The sequence below is a fragment of the Thalassotalea ganghwensis genome, assembly GCF_053485795.1.
On the sequence record NZ_JBQRUM010000001.1, the window covers coordinates 266,558 to 281,570 of the forward strand.

14 protein-coding genes are annotated in these 15,013 nt (G+C 41.4%); all 14 read left to right on the forward strand.

Annotated features, from left to right (window positions below; all coding sequences use genetic code 11):
* Positions 1–67: 67 nt before the first annotated feature.
* The 14 genes from ACSLUH_RS01170 to fliO all read left to right on the forward strand — a co-directional run bounded on the left by ACSLUH_RS01170 (position 68) and on the right by fliO (position 14,964).
* Positions 68–1,441, forward strand: coding sequence for an amidohydrolase family protein (locus ACSLUH_RS01170; protein ID WP_448563728.1), 1,374 nt, complete (start codon positions 68–70; stop codon positions 1,439–1,441).
* 178 nt (positions 1,442–1,619) lie between these two features.
* A complete protein-coding gene (locus ACSLUH_RS01175) occupies positions 1,620–2,810 on the forward strand; it encodes a sensor histidine kinase (protein ID WP_448563730.1) in 1,191 nt (396 codons plus the stop codon).
* Positions 2,797–4,137: a sigma-54-dependent transcriptional regulator gene (locus tag ACSLUH_RS01180; protein WP_448563733.1), complete on the forward strand. Its 1,341-nt coding sequence runs from the start codon at positions 2,797–2,799 to the stop codon at positions 4,135–4,137. The genes ACSLUH_RS01175 and ACSLUH_RS01180 overlap by 14 nt, the downstream gene beginning before the upstream one ends.
* A 160-nt stretch (positions 4,138–4,297) precedes the next feature.
* The gene (gene fliE, locus ACSLUH_RS01185; RefSeq protein WP_448563735.1) at positions 4,298–4,654 is read left to right on the forward strand and encodes a flagellar hook-basal body complex protein FliE; all 357 of its coding nucleotides are present in this window, start codon (positions 4,298–4,300) and stop codon (positions 4,652–4,654) included.
* Positions 4,655–4,723: 69 nt separating this feature from the next.
* Positions 4,724–6,421: a flagellar basal-body MS-ring/collar protein FliF gene (gene fliF / locus ACSLUH_RS01190; protein WP_448564009.1), complete on the forward strand. Its 1,698-nt coding sequence runs from the start codon at positions 4,724–4,726 to the stop codon at positions 6,419–6,421.
* Complete coding sequence (gene fliG / locus ACSLUH_RS01195) at positions 6,414–7,463, forward strand: flagellar motor switch protein FliG (RefSeq protein ID WP_448563737.1); 1,050 nt, start codon at positions 6,414–6,416, stop codon at positions 7,461–7,463. The genes fliF and fliG overlap by 8 nt, the downstream gene beginning before the upstream one ends.
* 30 nt (positions 7,464–7,493) lie before the next feature.
* On the forward strand, positions 7,494–8,291 hold the full coding sequence (fliH, locus tag ACSLUH_RS01200) for a flagellar assembly protein FliH (protein ID WP_448563739.1): 798 nt from the start codon (positions 7,494–7,496) through the stop codon (positions 8,289–8,291).
* A gap of 24 nt (positions 8,292–8,315) precedes the next feature.
* Positions 8,316–9,710: a flagellar protein export ATPase FliI gene (gene fliI / locus ACSLUH_RS01205; RefSeq protein WP_448563741.1), complete on the forward strand. Its 1,395-nt coding sequence runs from the start codon at positions 8,316–8,318 to the stop codon at positions 9,708–9,710.
* A 9-nt stretch (positions 9,711–9,719) separates the two neighbouring features.
* Positions 9,720–10,166 (forward strand): flagellar export protein FliJ, encoded by a 447-nt coding sequence (fliJ, locus tag ACSLUH_RS01210; protein ID WP_448563743.1) that lies wholly within the window; start codon positions 9,720–9,722, stop codon positions 10,164–10,166.
* A gap of 122 nt (positions 10,167–10,288) precedes the next feature.
* A complete protein-coding gene (locus ACSLUH_RS01215) occupies positions 10,289–12,412 on the forward strand; it encodes a flagellar hook-length control protein FliK (protein WP_448563745.1) in 2,124 nt (707 codons plus the stop codon).
* Positions 12,413–12,491: 79 nt separating this feature from the next.
* Entirely contained in the window at positions 12,492–13,022 is a 531-nt protein-coding gene (gene fliL, locus ACSLUH_RS01220) for a flagellar basal body-associated protein FliL (RefSeq protein ID WP_448563747.1), read from the forward strand.
* Between the two features lie 42 nt (positions 13,023–13,064).
* Positions 13,065–14,132 carry a flagellar motor switch protein FliM gene (gene fliM, locus ACSLUH_RS01225; RefSeq protein ID WP_448563749.1) on the forward strand — a complete coding sequence of 356 codons (1,068 nt, stop codon included), beginning with the start codon at positions 13,065–13,067 and terminating at the stop codon, positions 14,130–14,132.
* Positions 14,133–14,150: 18 nt separating this feature from the next.
* Positions 14,151–14,552, forward strand: coding sequence for a flagellar motor switch protein FliN (fliN, locus tag ACSLUH_RS01230; protein WP_448563751.1), 402 nt, complete (start codon positions 14,151–14,153; stop codon positions 14,550–14,552).
* Entirely contained in the window at positions 14,512–14,964 is a 453-nt protein-coding gene (gene fliO / locus ACSLUH_RS01235; RefSeq protein WP_448563753.1) for a flagellar biosynthetic protein FliO, read from the forward strand. Before fliN ends, fliO begins: the two co-directional genes overlap by 41 nt.
* Positions 14,965–15,013 lie beyond the last annotated feature (49 nt).

Sequence of the window (15,013 nt, forward strand, 5' to 3'; positions counted from 1 at the left end):
CATGATCATAGACGACAATAATCGAGCGTCTGCTTAATTTCTCCAAACTACTTTGGAGGAGTAATCAATGACCTTAATTAAACCACTACCGTTCTTATTTCTTATAACGATTTATATTGTTGGGTGTACAAAGGAAGTATCAGCAGCTAGACGTAGCAACAGCTTTGTCATTCATAATGTCAATATTGTTGATGTCGAGCATCAACAAATTAGGCGCAATAAAAGCGTATACGTCAAAAGTGGCATCATAGAAGCAATTTTCGATCAAAGCACATTATCACTACCCGATAACCTAAAGAGTTATAGTGGTAATAGCGGCTACCTCACCCCTGGACTAATCGATATGCATGTTCATATTTACGAGCCAGCGGCCTATTTAATGACGTTAAGTCATGGCGTGACGCATGTGCGAATTATGAATGGAGTGCCACAACAACTTGAATGGCGAGACAAAATAGCGTCAGGGGAGATGCTCGGAAGTACTTCTACGGTCAGTAGTCCTATTATTTCAGGATATAAAAATGCCTCTTTACATCACGGAGTGGAAACAGCACTTGAAGCTAAACGAGCCGTTAATGAATATTTTCAACAAGGTTATGATTTAATAAAAGCCTACGGAAACCTTAACCAAGAGGCTCTGTTAGCGATAATCAACGAAGCACGCAAAAAAAATCTGCCCGTTGCTAAACATGGCCCTCATGCTTCAGGTGAAATGTTGCTATCTCAATTGGCTGGATTTCAATCTTTTGAACACGTTGAAGATATTTATCAGGGGCCTCTAAAGCATCAGTTTTCTACTGAACAACTACCCGTAATAGTCAAAGAGATAAAAGCAACCCAAGTGCCGATAACTCCAACGCTAAATATCTTTTTTCAACTGACAATGTTAAGTGCAGAAAAAGAAGCATATCTTGAGCAGTTGCCTCGCGATTATATATCGCCAATCATTAGATTAAGTGAGGAGCATGACCAAGTAAAGCGCTGGTTGAGCTCATCTCAAGAGATGGTTGAACATAACAAACGCACCATGAAGTTCTTGCAAGGTATTACACAAATTATGCATCAACGAGGCGTAAAACTGCTAGTGGGCTCAGACTCGGGAGTGCTTCTATCGCCTCATGGCATTGCTACTCACACAGAAATGAAGCTGATGCAGGGAGCAGGTATAACTACTTTTGATGTTTTGGCCGCCGCGACGCTTAATCCCGCTAAAGCGCTAAGACTAGAAAATGAAATTGGTAAAATTGCGCCCAAGCATAGAGCGGACTTTATCTACACCAAAAATAATCCCATTGATGATTTATCGATTCTTATAAAACCCGCTGCTGTTGTAAAAGGTGGCCATTGGTACTCAGAAATAGAACTCAAAGTAATGCGAGATAACGCGATTGCTAAAAGAAGTCTTTGGCAGGAAATAACCACGCTTTATGAAGCACTGTAGCGTGTATTTTGATAAGGAGGTAGGCTTGGCGTAACCATTGCAAACTGTTGAGTAGCCAATAAATTGACGACGTGTTCTAGTTTAAAAATTAATGCTTAAGTTGTTGTTTTTAATTGCTAAAAAATCTTGGCATTAAATGTGCTTTGTTCGGTTGTTAATAAAAAACAGGTGGTAGATTATGACAATGGCATACTCAACAGCAGCAATCAGTGACAATCCTGTACCGTTACTCGACAAGGCTCGAGTATCTTTTCGATCGCATCAGTTTTCTGAAAGTGAGTCAACTCTACAATCTGAAGCATTTCATGGTGAGCTCGCCTTACTAAGGCAGCAATCAGAGCAGCTAAACCAAATCATTAATGTCATGCCAACAGGGCTAATCATGCTTGATGGTGATGGTGTGGTTGTTAAAATAAACGCGGTCGCCAGTCAGTTGCTAGATGAGCCCATTCTTGGTCACCCTTGGTTCGATGTTATCAGACGCTCCTTTAAGCCAAGGGCGGATGACTGGCATGAAGTTTCATTAAAAGATGGTCGCAGAGTCAAGTTAGAAATAACACCGCTACTTGATCAGCCAGGGCAGTTGATTTTAATCACCGATCTGACCGAAACTCGTTTATTACAAGACAAATTAAGTCAGTTACAGCGCTTGTCTTCTCTAGGGCAGATGGTTTCCAAGCTTGCTCATCAAATTAGAACACCTTTGTCGTCAGCAATGCTTTATGGCGCAAACTTAAAAAATAGTAATTTATCACCCCAAGACCGTGATAATTTTCAACGAAAGTTGATGTCAAGATTAGAAGATCTTGAACAGCAAGTGAATGACATGCTCTTATTTGCCAAAAGTGGCAAACAACAAGTCGTAGAGCCTCTATCAGTCAACAGCTTAGTCAATGAATCAACGCAAGGGCTAGAAGCCTTAATCGCCAAAGCCCATGCACAAGTGATAATAACGCCTTGTCCTGACGATTGCATGGTCTTAGGAAACAAGCGAGCATTGAATGGCGCGATTGTTAATTTGATTCACAATGCTATTCAGGTCATTCCAGAAAATGCACGAATTGAAATTCGCTCTCATTGTCATCAGCAATACGCTTTTATTAGCGTTATTGATAATGGACAAGGTATTAGCAAAGACCTCGCTGATAAAATATTCGAACCTTTCTATACCTCACGAGTTAACGGCACAGGCTTAGGGCTCGCTGTTGTCAAATCTGTTGTCAATGCCCATCATGGTGACGTTGAACTGATTGATAACAGTGAAAAAGGTGCGCATTTTTGTATCAAGTTACCTTTGTACCAAGCCAAACCAACCCAAGACAGTAAGTTAAAGCAAACTTCACAGGAGAGTACTTATGAATCAAAGTAAAATCTTAGTGGTTGAAGACGATTCAGGATTACGCGAAGCGCTTGTTGATACATTAGCAATAGCTGGTTATCAGTGTTTACAAGCCGAATCTGGTGAAGCAGCGTTACTATTACTTAAAAATCAACAGGTTGATTTAATTGTCAGTGATGTTCAGATGCAAGGAATGTCAGGGCTTGCCTTATTAAAGTCGGTGAAGAATAGTCTCCCCAATCTTCCGGTATTAATGATGACAGCCTATGGAACAATCGATGATGCGGTACAGGCGATGAAAGATGGTGCTTGTAACTACATGGCAAAACCGTTTGCTCCTGAAGTGTTACTTAATATGGTCAACCAATACGTACCACTCGCTGCCAACGATAATTTTGAGCCAGTGGCCGCTGATAAACGCAGTGTAGAGTTACTAAACCTTGCTCGAAAAGTTGCCACAACTGATGCTTCGGTCATGGTATTAGGCCCTAGTGGATCAGGTAAAGAAGTTCTCGCTCAATATGTGCATTATCACTCGGCCAGAAAAGATAAACCTTTTGTTGCCATTAATTGTGCAGCCATCCCCGAAAACATGCTAGAAGCAACCTTATTTGGTTATGAAAAAGGCGCTTTCACTGGTGCTATTCAAGCATGTCCTGGGAAGTTTGAACAAGCGCAAGGGGGAACGATTTTGCTCGATGAAATCACGGAAATGGACCTTGGCTTGCAAGCTAAGATCTTACGCGTTCTGCAAGAGCGCGAAGTTGAACGTTTAGCGGGTCGTAAAACTATCAAACTTGATGTACGAGTTATCGCCACCAGTAATCGAGATTTACGTGAAGCGGTTAGTGATGGGGTATTTAGAGAAGATCTCTATTATCGTCTCAATGTCTTCCCATTAACTTGGTTACCGTTAGCGGATCGTCGTGATGATATTATTCCTTTAGCAAAACACATTATTGAACGTCTCTGTCAAAACAGCGGCGAAGCGATACCCGAATTTTCAGCCGCAGCGCGCAGTAAACTTTTAGCCTATAACTGGCCTGGAAATGTCAGAGAGCTGGATAATGTGATGCAAAGAGCCTTGATTTTACATAGTGACAATCAAATCGATGCAGGTGACCTGCTGATAGAAAATTTTGAAACAGCGACGATTAACGATGTACCGAAAGCCGATGTGACTGAAGATAAGTTAGGCAGCGAGCTTAAAATGCAGGAACATCAAATTATTTTAGATACTTTACATGCTTGCCGAGGCAGTCGCAAACTGGTTGCTGAGCGTTTAGGGATCAGTCCACGAACGTTGCGCTACAAAATTGCTAAAATGCGCGATAGTGGTATTCAAATACCCGCCTAAATCCTTTCTTTTCTCTATCACTTGTTGTGATCTTTAAAGCATGACGTAATTGTTATGCTTTGTTTTTTATAAGAAATTTTTAATTTCCTCTCTTGGCATTAACTTTGCTTTATTCATGGTAGATGTGAACAAACAATATTTTGACACAAGAGAGATTGTTATGGATATCAAAGCAAATTCACTTTACGCCCAAATGCAAAGAATGTCATTAGAGGCATCTGGCAATCGTATGAATATTGCTGGTGCTGGTGAAGATAGCCTAGGCAATAATGTTACCTCAGTAAGTGATTCTTCAGCTAACTTTGCTTCGATGTTGAAGGAAGCCGTCAATACCGTCAATGATTTACAAAAAGATGCTGGCGCAAAAAGAACTGCATTTGAAATGGGTGATAAGAGTGTCACGCTAGCTGATACCATGATAGCGGCGTCAAAATCTGGCATCGCATTTGAGGCAACAGTACAAGTTCGAAATAAGTTTGTTGAAGCGTACAAAGAAATAATGAGTATGCCTGTTTAGGGTTACTAAACGCAGCATTCGTGAACAGTAACATAGCGGAGAAGTAACGTGGCAGATACGAATACAGCAATGGTCTCAGCAGAGCAAGATAGTGACTTAATTGCTCGAGATAATAGCGATAATGAAATCGATGAACAAAAGTCTGGTTTCGCTGCCGCTTTGGGAAATGTTGATATACTACGCCAAGTCACCTTGATCATGGCATTAGCCATTTGTTTAGCTATCGCAGTATTTGTCATCTTGTGGGCAAATCAACCTGAATATCGCTTTCTCGCTAAACAGCCCACAGAACAACTTATTAAAACCATGGACTTTCTTGACGCTAATAATGTTGAGTACCGTCAAGAAAACAACACTATTTCGGTTATTTCAGAAGAATATCAAGATATAAAGCTGTTACTTGCGCGAGAAGGGCTAGATGAGCCACCGCGTGAAGGCACAGAAATTATCATGCAAGATATGGGGTTTGGTGTTAGTCAGCGTCTTGAAGGAGAACGGCTCAAGCACTCTCGTGAGCAGCAACTCGCAAGAACTATTGAGGAACTGCAATCTGTTTCTAGAGCCAAAGTGTTGTTAGCGATTCCTCGTGATAATGTTTTCGCTAAAAAGCAAAAGTCTTCATCTGCGACCGTTGTCTTAACCATGCATCGTGGCAGATTGCTCAATGAAGAAGAAGTTGATTCAGTGGTCGATATCGTCGCATCTGCAGTGCAGGGCCTAGATCCGAATCGTGTTACCGTTACCGACCAAAATGGCCGCTTACTTAATTCAGGCTCGCAGGATTCAATCTCCTCGCGCTCTCGTAAAGAATTTGAAATAGAACAAAAGCGTGAAAAAGAATATTTAGACAAAATTGACAGTATCTTAATTCCCGTTGTTGGCTTAGGAAATTATACCGCCCAAGTTGATGTAACAATGGATTTTACTAATTCAGAAGAGACGCAGCGTCGCTACAACCCTGACTTGCCAGCACTTCGCAGTGAAATGAAGGTTGAAGAAAGCTCGATTGGTGGTGGCGTTGGTGGTATTCCTGGTGCATTAACCAATCAACCACCGCTTGATTCTAACATCCCTGAAAATGCCACTGGTGGGCAAGCGCAGCAAACCTTACCGTCACGAAACCATTCAGAATCAACTAAAAATTATGAGTTAGATGAATCGATTAGTTACACCAAACAACAAACTGGCGTTATCCGTCGCATTAGCGTCTCAGTTGCACTAGACTATATAAATGAAACTGGTGCAGATGGTGAACGTCAGCAAACCCCGCGTTCAGTGCAAGAACTGGCTAATATTCGTCGATTATTACAAGGTAGTATTGGTTTTGATATGCAGCGTGGTGATGCCCTAGAAGTGGTAACTTTGCCGTTTTCACGCATGATCGTGGAAGAAAAAGGTGAACTGCCTATTCATGAGCAGCCATGGTTTTGGAAAGCATTAAAATTAGGCATTGGTGGTTTAGTTATCATTGTCTTAATCTTGGCGGTTGTTCGTCCAATGCTGAAACGTTTGATTTACCCAGATCAAACACCTTCAGAGTACGGCGATAAGTCACTAGATTCTCATATAGATTTAGGTGACGAAACCATGGATATGTTAACCGCGGATTTCGATGCTGGTGCGGTAGGATTTGCACCTGATGGCAGTCTTAAGTTACCAGATCTGCATCGAGACGAAGATATTTTGAAAGCGGTTCGTGCGCTTGTTGCTAATGAGCCAGAATTGTCGTCGCAAGTTGTTAAAAGTTGGTTGAACGAAGATGAGTGATGAAAATCAAACCCTAGCGCCAGCTCCACGAGGCTTTGACGTTGATAAGCTTGATGGTGCCGAAAAAGCAGCCATTCTCTTGCTGAGTCTTTCAGAAGAAGATGCTGCACAAATTTTGAAACATCTAGAACCAAAGCAAGTGCAGCAGGTGGGCATGGTGATGGCGGCAATGGAAGATTTCACTCAAGAAAAGATCACCGCAGTCCACAAGCTGTTTATCAGTGAGATTCAAAACTTTAGTACCATAGGTTTCCAAAGTGAAGAGTTTGTTCGTAAAGCATTAACGGCTGCACTTGGTGAAGATAAAGCCGGTAACCTAATCGACCAAATTGTGATGGGTGGTGGTGCCAAAGGTTTAGATTCATTGAAATGGATGGACTCAAAACAAGTCGCCAATATTATTCGTAATGAGCATCCGCAAATTCAAACTATTGTTTTATCTTATTTAGAACCAGAGCAATCAGCGGAGATCATGAGTCAATTTGCAGAGAAAACTCGCCTTGATCTCATGATGCGCATTGCCAACTTAGAAGAAGTGCAACCAGCGGCGTTGCAAGAGTTAAATGAAATCATGGAGAAACAGTTTGCGGGTCAAGCTGGTGCGCAAGCAGCGAAAATGGGCGGCTTGAAAGCTGCTGCTGATATTATGAACTATCTAGATACTAATATTGAAGGTGTCTTGATGGATGCAATTCGTGAGCACGACGAAGAAATGAGTCAGCAAATCCAAGATCTGATGTTTGTCTTTGAAAACTTGGCAGACGTTGATGATAGAGGTATTCAAGCTATCCTACGTGAAGTCCAGCAAGATGCCTTAATGAAAGCGATTAAAGGCGCCGATGAAACACTGAAAGAAAAAATTATGAAGAACATGTCTAAACGTGCAGCTGAAATGATGCTAGATGATCTTGAAGCGATGGGACCTGTTCGTATTAGTGAAGTTGAAGCAGCGCAAAAAGAAATTTTATCTATTGCTCGTCGTCTATCTGATGCTGGAGAAATCATGCTTGGTGGCGCCGGTGGCGGTGATGAGTTCTTATAATCCCATTTAGATGTTGATTGAAGTTAATACATGAAAAATTTTACTGCGGTTGAGCCGCTAGAAGATGTAGTTAAATCGACTAAAGAACAAACGCTTGACGTTTGGTCTCTGCCGGCTGTTGAACCAGATCCTGCCATCGATCAAGAAAAAACTAACGCCTTTGGTAAAAAATCTACCTGGGTTTATGAACCTCCCGAAGAAGATGAGCCTGAATTACAACCATTGACAGCGCAAGAAATTGAAGAAATTCGTCAAGCGGCTCAACAAGAGGGCTTTAATCAAGGTAAAGAAGAGGGATTTAGTGCCGGTTTTGAAGAAGGTCAACAAGCCGGTCATCAAGAAGGTTTAGCCAAAGGGATAGAAGAGGGTACAGCACAAGGTTTAGAACAAGGCCAAGCGCAAATTGAAAAGTTAACCCAAGAGTGGCAAATGTTAATTGAACAATTGCACCAGCCGATGAAAGTCATTGAAGGGAAAGTGGAGCAACAATTGTTAACCTTGGTTACCCAATTGACTAAGGCGATTACCCTTCATGAAGCCAAAACGAATCATGAAATACTACTTTCGGCAATTAAAAAGGGGATCAAAGCGTTACCAATGCAGGAAGCACAAACGCAAATCTTTTTACACCCCGATGACATTCAACTGATTGAGAGAGAATTAACCGTTAAAGTGATTGAAGAAAACGGCTGGCGTTTGCAACCAGCACCGCACTTATCTCCGGGAAGTTGTCAAATTGAAAACAGTACGTCGAATATCGACTTAACCATAGAAACACGTCTTCAAGAGGTTTTGGAATCCTTTTTGCAAGATGCTTTACATCCTTAGCTTATTGCCAAAAGCGTCAAAGAAATGTTCGATATAGAAAACCTCAGCCAACGACTTAGTCAATGCCAAGATTATATCCATCCGCATCAGCTTGCTGTTGCTGGACGTTTAGTAAGAGTGGTTGGTTTGACGCTCGAGGCGGTTGGCGTAAAAGCGTCTGTAGGAAGTCAGTGTTTAGTTGAAACATCCGCTGGTGAGTTATTAGCAGAAGTTGTCGGTTTTTCAGGTGAAACTACGTTTTTAATGCCGGAGCAAAGTCTGCGAGGTGTTTTGCCAGGAGCAAGGGTTTTACCTGTTAGTGGCCGAGCAAAATTACCGCTATCAATGAACTTGCTCGGGCGAGTTGTCGATGGTGTCGGCAAACCGCTAGATGACAAAGGCTCAATAAAAAGTGATAAAGAGGCTAATTATGCCAGTCAACATATTAACCCGTTATCTCGTCGCGCTATTTCAGAACCTTTGGATGTTGGCGTTCGAACGATAAACAGTTTTCTTACCGTTGGCCAAGGACAGCGCATGGGACTTTTTGCGGGCTCTGGTGTTGGTAAAAGTGTGTTACTTGGTATGATGACCAAAGGAACGACGGCAGATGTGATTGTTGTTGGCCTTGTTGGTGAACGGGGTCGAGAAGTTAAAGAGTTTATTGAAGATATTTTGGGGGAGCAAGGACGCTCTCGTTCTGTTGTTGTAGCAGCGCCAGCGGATTGCTCGCCATTGATGCGACTTAAAGGTTGTGAAACCGCAATGCAGATCAGTGAGTATTTTCGTGATCAGGGCCTAAACGTTTTACTATTGATCGATTCATTGACCCGATATGCACAAGCCCAGCGAGAAATTGCGCTAGCGGTAGGGGAGCCGCCGGCAACTAAAGGTTATCCACCATCTGTATTCTCCAAATTACCACAATTAGTCGAACGTGCTGGAAATGGTGGCGTTGGTCAAGGTTCAATCACTGCATTTTTTACGGTATTAACAGAAGGTGATGATTTACAAGATCCGATTGCCGATGCGGCAAGAGCAATACTCGACGGCCATATCGTGCTGTCAAGAACGTTAGCTGATTCAGGTCATTACCCGGCGATCGATATTGAAGCGTCTATCAGTCGAGTTATGCCAATGGTCACCAGTGAAGAGCATCAGTTACTGGCGAGACAATTAAAACAAATTTATAGTTTATACCAACAAAACAAAGATCTAATCGCCATTGGTGCGTACAGTAAAGGAAACGACCCACGTATTGACCATGCAATTGAAGTGACTCCAGTGATTGACTTTTTCCTACAACAGAAGATGGATGAAGTGATCCCTTATGATCAAAGTTTGACGCAACTGCAAGAAATTATCCAAGCGGCGCAAGCTCATGCTAATAACAATAATCAAACACAGCAGCGTGTTAACAGCAGTGAAAACACAAATTAAGGCGCTTAGATGTTATTAAAGCAATTAGATACCTTATTTCAAGTAGAGCACGACAAAGAGCAAAAAGCAGCACAACAATTGCAATTTGCCGAGCAAGAATACCAACAAAACCTCATTAGAGCGCAAAGTGTTAAAGATTATCGTTTAGAGTACATGAAGCGTCTTGAACAGCGAGCGTTAAGCGGCATTGATAGTGCGACTTATCGTCATTTCCATACCTTCGTCGCCAAGCTTGATAATGCTGCCGAACAAGTTGATATCGCCATCAGACAGTCTAAAGCGGTAGTTGAACAGCGAAAACAGCAGTGGCTCGCTCAACGACAACGGGTTAAAGCGATTGAACACTTGCAATCGCAAAAACGACTTCAGTTGGTTCAACGGGAAAATAAAAAAGAGCAAATTATGTTAGATGAGGTATCAACTCAGCAATTTGTTAGACGAAAATTAGCTCAGTAATTTGCAGATACTTAATTTCTTAAAACATCTTTGGAACGATATTTGTATAACTAACAGTGATTGGCAAAATGAGTGGTGAACTTCAGGTTACCCTCGAGATACATTTTTCGTTAGGAATCGTTATGCAACCAATAAAAGCTTTATCGATAGATATTTCTCAACCATCTGAAAATACAGCAGTTAATGCGAGTATTCAGTCTGACGGTTCATCGCAAAACGGTGAAAAGTTTTCTGATGTAATGAGTCAACAGCGCGATTCATCAGGCGGCAAAGAAAGGGCGGAAACGGGTAAAAAAGTTGCCGAACAACAAGCAACCAAAGAAGCTAAGCCATCAACTTCTGTTAGAGAAGAAAATACTAAATCATCGTCAGAAAAAGCGCCCTCAGAGCAATCTGAAATCAATAACGATACGCCAATAGAATCAAATAAAAGTGAAGCCTCTGGAGAAGAGCAACAAGTTGATGGCAAAGTATCTGATTCGGCTGAGCATGAAGAAATAGAAGAAGCTAAAAATATCAAGCCCTCTGTAGCTGGTGATGCACAGACTGATATTGATGAACAAGAATACTTAAAGCTTTTAACTTTGTTAAAAACTTCTAAAGCGTTGTCCGTCGATCATCAAACAGTTTCTGGTGATAACACTGAGGAGCAACAAGAGTTAGTTAAGTTGTTACGTCAGTTTAAAGGCATTAACGATGGCCAGCAAAACAAAGAGCTTGATAAAACCAATCAACAAAAAACTCATGGTTCTGAAGATAAATCATCCTCAATTAAAATTGAACAGCCATTGCTTGAACGTTTTAAACAGTTGACGGCAAAAAACGCAGAAGCTACCCCTGATAATTCAGATAACGTTAAGAATGCTGAAGTAAGTGCTAAGGTAAAAGTGGGCTTAGCACAATCAACCAAAACAGAGTTTGAACTTTTGCAGCAGAAAAACAGTAGCACACAGAAAACGCAAGAACAGGTTAAGTTGAATCAACACAATATTGCTAATGAGCATCAACCACTAGAATCAAATGATGAAGGTGGTGATATGCAAAAAAGTGCCGCCTCGACAACAACTACTGCAGACAGCGGTGCTGTCAAACATAATGACAAGACAAGCGAAACTACGGCTAGGGTTACACCAGAAGTTAGTAAAGAAATTGATACTGAGCTGAGCTTTGAATCAAACAGTGATAATAATGAACAATCGGCAAAGGCAAATAAATTGCAAGAAATCGAGGAACAAGTTCGATTAGCGTTGCAAGAAGGGAGTCACAAGACTCAAAAAGAAACTGAAGTGATTAATCAAACATTGAAAAATGATAGAGCAGCTGCTGACGTGCAACCAGTTCCAAGTAAAATAGCGCAAGCGGTTCAAAAACAAGTATCTGAAGCTTCTTCTGGGCAAGATCGTCAACAAGCAGATAAAGTCGTGTCTTTCGTTAGTGGTGCACATCAAAAGCAAACCAATGACGAAAATACGAAGCAGCACTCAACGGTAAACTACAGTACTGTTAATGGACTTAAATCTAGCGCAGATCCACAAGGAAACGAAGTTACAATAGAAGAGCAAATAAACTTTGAAGACAGTGATCAGGATATTACTAATCTTGATAATAGCCATAAAAAAACAAATGAACCAAAGCAAGCGTTTACTTTTGGTGCCTCAGTAGAACAAGGTGCGATTAAACTTTCTAGTCATGCAATGACACAAGGTGTGTCGGCAAGCTATAGCGCTAGTGAGCAGTATATTGCAGCACAAGCTATAGAACGTCACGCGGTTAATAATGCTGAAGCGACAAACCAAAAACAAATGCTTAATCAACATCAAGAAACGATTGCTATTTATGGCAAAAACTTTAATCAAGCGGTTAAAGATAAAGTGATGGTGATGATGAACCAAAAGCTCCAACAGGTAGAAATTCGTTTAGATCCGCCAGAGCTTGGCAGTATGCAGGTTAAAGTTAATATGCAGAATGAACAAGCCATAGTGAGTTTTGTAGTTCAAAATCAACAAGCTAAAGACGCATTAGAGCAAAATTTGAATAAACTACGTGATATGATGTCAGACAGCGGTGTTAATGTTGGTGATGCCAGTGTTGAGCAACAAGAAAAGCAAACTAAAGGTGACAGTGAACAAGGTGAACTCTCTAGGCACCAACAAGGGAATGATGCTGACACGCAGGAAATTGAAATGGGTCTAGTCGGCAACCAATTGTATAAAGCTTCAGCAACTGGCGTCGATTACTATGTTTAATCAAAGAAATGCTTTTGCATAAGAGCCCAACAACGATATAGTTTAAACCATAATAGAAGTTTAATGATGAAGGTTAGTCATGGCTGATGAAAAAGAATTAGAGTTAGATAACTCCGGTAAAAAGAAAAAGTTGATCATCATCATTGCGGTTGTGGTCTTGATTGCGGCAGGTGCTGGTGGGTATTTCTTGATGTCAGGTGGTGACGATGTATCTCAAGCTGAATTAGATGCGGCGCTTAGCAGCGGTCAAACAAGTAGTGGTGGGGCCAACGTTGATAAAGCTTCAGTTGGAACTGCACTTTATGTGCCTATGCCTAGACCTTTTCGTTTTAATGTTCCTGGCGCTTCTAGGGACCGGTTTGTCGAAATTCGCGTACAATTGCTGGTAAGAGGCAGTGAAAACGACGAGGCGGCGAAAAAGCATATTCCACTAATTGAAAGTACCTTATTAGCGGTGTTTACCCAATCGAATGCTGATGATTTAGCGACCAGTGCGGGGAAAACGTCGTTAAAACAAAAAGCGTTGTCAGAAGTGCAAAAAGTGATGACAGATATAGAAGATGCAAAAATAGTTGAACAGGTATTATTTACTGGCTTTGTGATGCAATAGAGCACAAGGCAGTTATTTAAGTTAGCCAAAAGAGTGAATTGAGTGAGCGATTTATTATCACAAGACGAAATTGATGCGTTACTCCATGGCGTAGATGAAGTCGAAGAGGACGAAGTTGTAGAGGATGTAGCTTCAAGGGAAGGTACATCTGACTACGATTTCTCATCTCAAGATCGTATCGTTCGTGGGCGTATGCCGACCCTTGAAATGGTCAACGAGCGCTTTGCCCGTCATATGCGAATTAGCTTATTTAATATGATGCGAAGAACCGCTGAAGTATCAATTAATGGTATTCAAATGATCAAGTTTGGTGAGTACGTACATACCTTGTTTGTACCTACTAGCTTGAATATGGTGCGTTTTAGACCTTTAAAAGGTACAGCGTTAATTACCATGGAAGCCCGTTTAGTTTTTATCTTAGTCGATAACTTTTTTGGCGGTGATGGTCGTTATCACGCCAAAATTGAAGGCCGTGAGTTTACCCCAACTGAACGTCGTATTATTCAAATGCTATTAAAATTAATCTTCGAAGATTACAAAGAAGCTTGGTCGCCAGTAATGGACGTATCATTTGAATATCTTGACTCAGAAGTTAACCCTTCAATGGCGAATATTGTCAGCCCAACCGAAGTTGTTGTTATCAGTTCTTTCCACATTGAACTCGATGGCGGTGGTGGTGATTTTCATGTTGCCTTACCTTATGCGATGCTTGAGCCAATTCGAGAGTTACTAGATGCCGGTGTGCAAAGTGATAAAGAAGACACCGATATGCGTTGGTCGAAGGCGTTACGTGATGAAATTATGGATGTGCCGGTAGAGCTGACGACGAAGTTTATTGAAGTTAACTTATCATTACAGCAAGTGATGGAGTTGAAAGCTGGCGATATAATTCCAATAGAAATGCCAGAGCACATTACCGTGTTAATTGAGGAGCTGCCAACCTTTAGAGCTAAGCTTGGTCAGAGCCGTGATAATGTTGCGATACAGATTAAAGAAAAAATTAAACGTCCTGAGTCGGTTAAATCAGAGCTCACTATTCTTACCAAAGGCGGTAAACGCCTAGACAGTGATGCTGAATTACATTTATTAGAAGACGATTTAGAGTATTAATAACCTGAGGTTAAAGGTATGAGTGAAGAAAATGATGATGATTTAGGCATGTGGGATGAGGCGATGGAAGAGCAAGCCGAAGCCGAAGCCGCAGAAGCTGGCCAAAAGGTAGAGCTTGACGAACTTCAAGAGGAAGAGCCTCCGATTTCAGGTGAAGAAAAGCGTAAACTTGATGCCATTTTAGATATTCCTGTTACTATTTCAATGGAAGTAGGGCGCAGCCATATTAGCATAAGAAATTTACTTCAGTTAAACCAAGGGTCAGTGGTAGAGTTAGACCGGGTTGCTGGTGAAGCCTTGGATGTGCTCGTCAATGGAACACTCATTGCTCACGGTGAAGTTGTCGTCGTCAATGACAAATTTGGTATTCGATTAACAGATGTTATTAGTCAAGTTGAACGTATTAAAAAGCTTAAGTAAGTTCGCTGCAGGGTTATGCCTTGCAGCGTGTTTTAATGTATCTGCACAAGTTGAGAAGGTGGAGGTTGGCAAACATGCTAACCCTAATATTGATGCCAGTGCAATGCTCATCTCTTTGCTGATGGTGTTAGGCGTTATAATCGTTAGCGCATTACTACTGAAAAAGTTTAACTTAACCAGCAAATCTTTATCTGGAATGAAGGTAATTGCCAGCCTTAATTTAGGCCCTAAAGAGCGCTTAGTGGTGGTTGAGGTTCAGAAGCAACAACTATTGCTTGGTGTTAGTGGCCAACAAATCACCTTGCTGAAAACGCTTGATGTGCCAATGACGGCCGATACAAATGGCACCAGTGTGAATAACCCACTCGCTAAATTTCTAACCGGTGTTAATAATAAAAATGATAAAAATTAAAGCATTAGTAAACACACTGATGGCTAAGCCATGGCTTTTGACACTGATC

Coding starts and splice junctions, on each gene's coding strand:
- fliN (WP_448563751.1), top strand. CDS start 14,151: ATGAGTGAAGAAAATGATGATGATTTAGGCATGTGGGATGAGGCGATG.
- fliO (WP_448563753.1), top strand. CDS start 14,512: ATGTTATTAGTCAAGTTGAACGTATTAAAAAGCTTAAGTAAGTTCGCT.
- fliJ (WP_448563743.1), top strand. CDS start 9,720: ATGTTATTAAAGCAATTAGATACCTTATTTCAAGTAGAGCACGACAAA.
- ACSLUH_RS01175 (WP_448563730.1), top strand. CDS start 1,620: ATGACAATGGCATACTCAACAGCAGCAATCAGTGACAATCCTGTACCG.
- ACSLUH_RS01170 (WP_448563728.1), top strand. CDS start 68: ATGACCTTAATTAAACCACTACCGTTCTTATTTCTTATAACGATTTAT.
- fliG (WP_448563737.1), top strand. CDS start 6,414: ATGAGTGATGAAAATCAAACCCTAGCGCCAGCTCCACGAGGCTTTGAC.
- fliL (WP_448563747.1), top strand. CDS start 12,492: ATGGCTGATGAAAAAGAATTAGAGTTAGATAACTCCGGTAAAAAGAAA.
- ACSLUH_RS01180 (WP_448563733.1), top strand. CDS start 2,797: ATGAATCAAAGTAAAATCTTAGTGGTTGAAGACGATTCAGGATTACGC.
- fliH (WP_448563739.1), top strand. CDS start 7,494: ATGAAAAATTTTACTGCGGTTGAGCCGCTAGAAGATGTAGTTAAATCG.
- ACSLUH_RS01215 (WP_448563745.1), top strand. CDS start 10,289: ATGCAACCAATAAAAGCTTTATCGATAGATATTTCTCAACCATCTGAA.
- fliE (WP_448563735.1), top strand. CDS start 4,298: ATGGATATCAAAGCAAATTCACTTTACGCCCAAATGCAAAGAATGTCA.
- fliI (WP_448563741.1), top strand. CDS start 8,316: ATGTTCGATATAGAAAACCTCAGCCAACGACTTAGTCAATGCCAAGAT.
- fliF (WP_448564009.1), top strand. CDS start 4,724: ATGGTCTCAGCAGAGCAAGATAGTGACTTAATTGCTCGAGATAATAGC.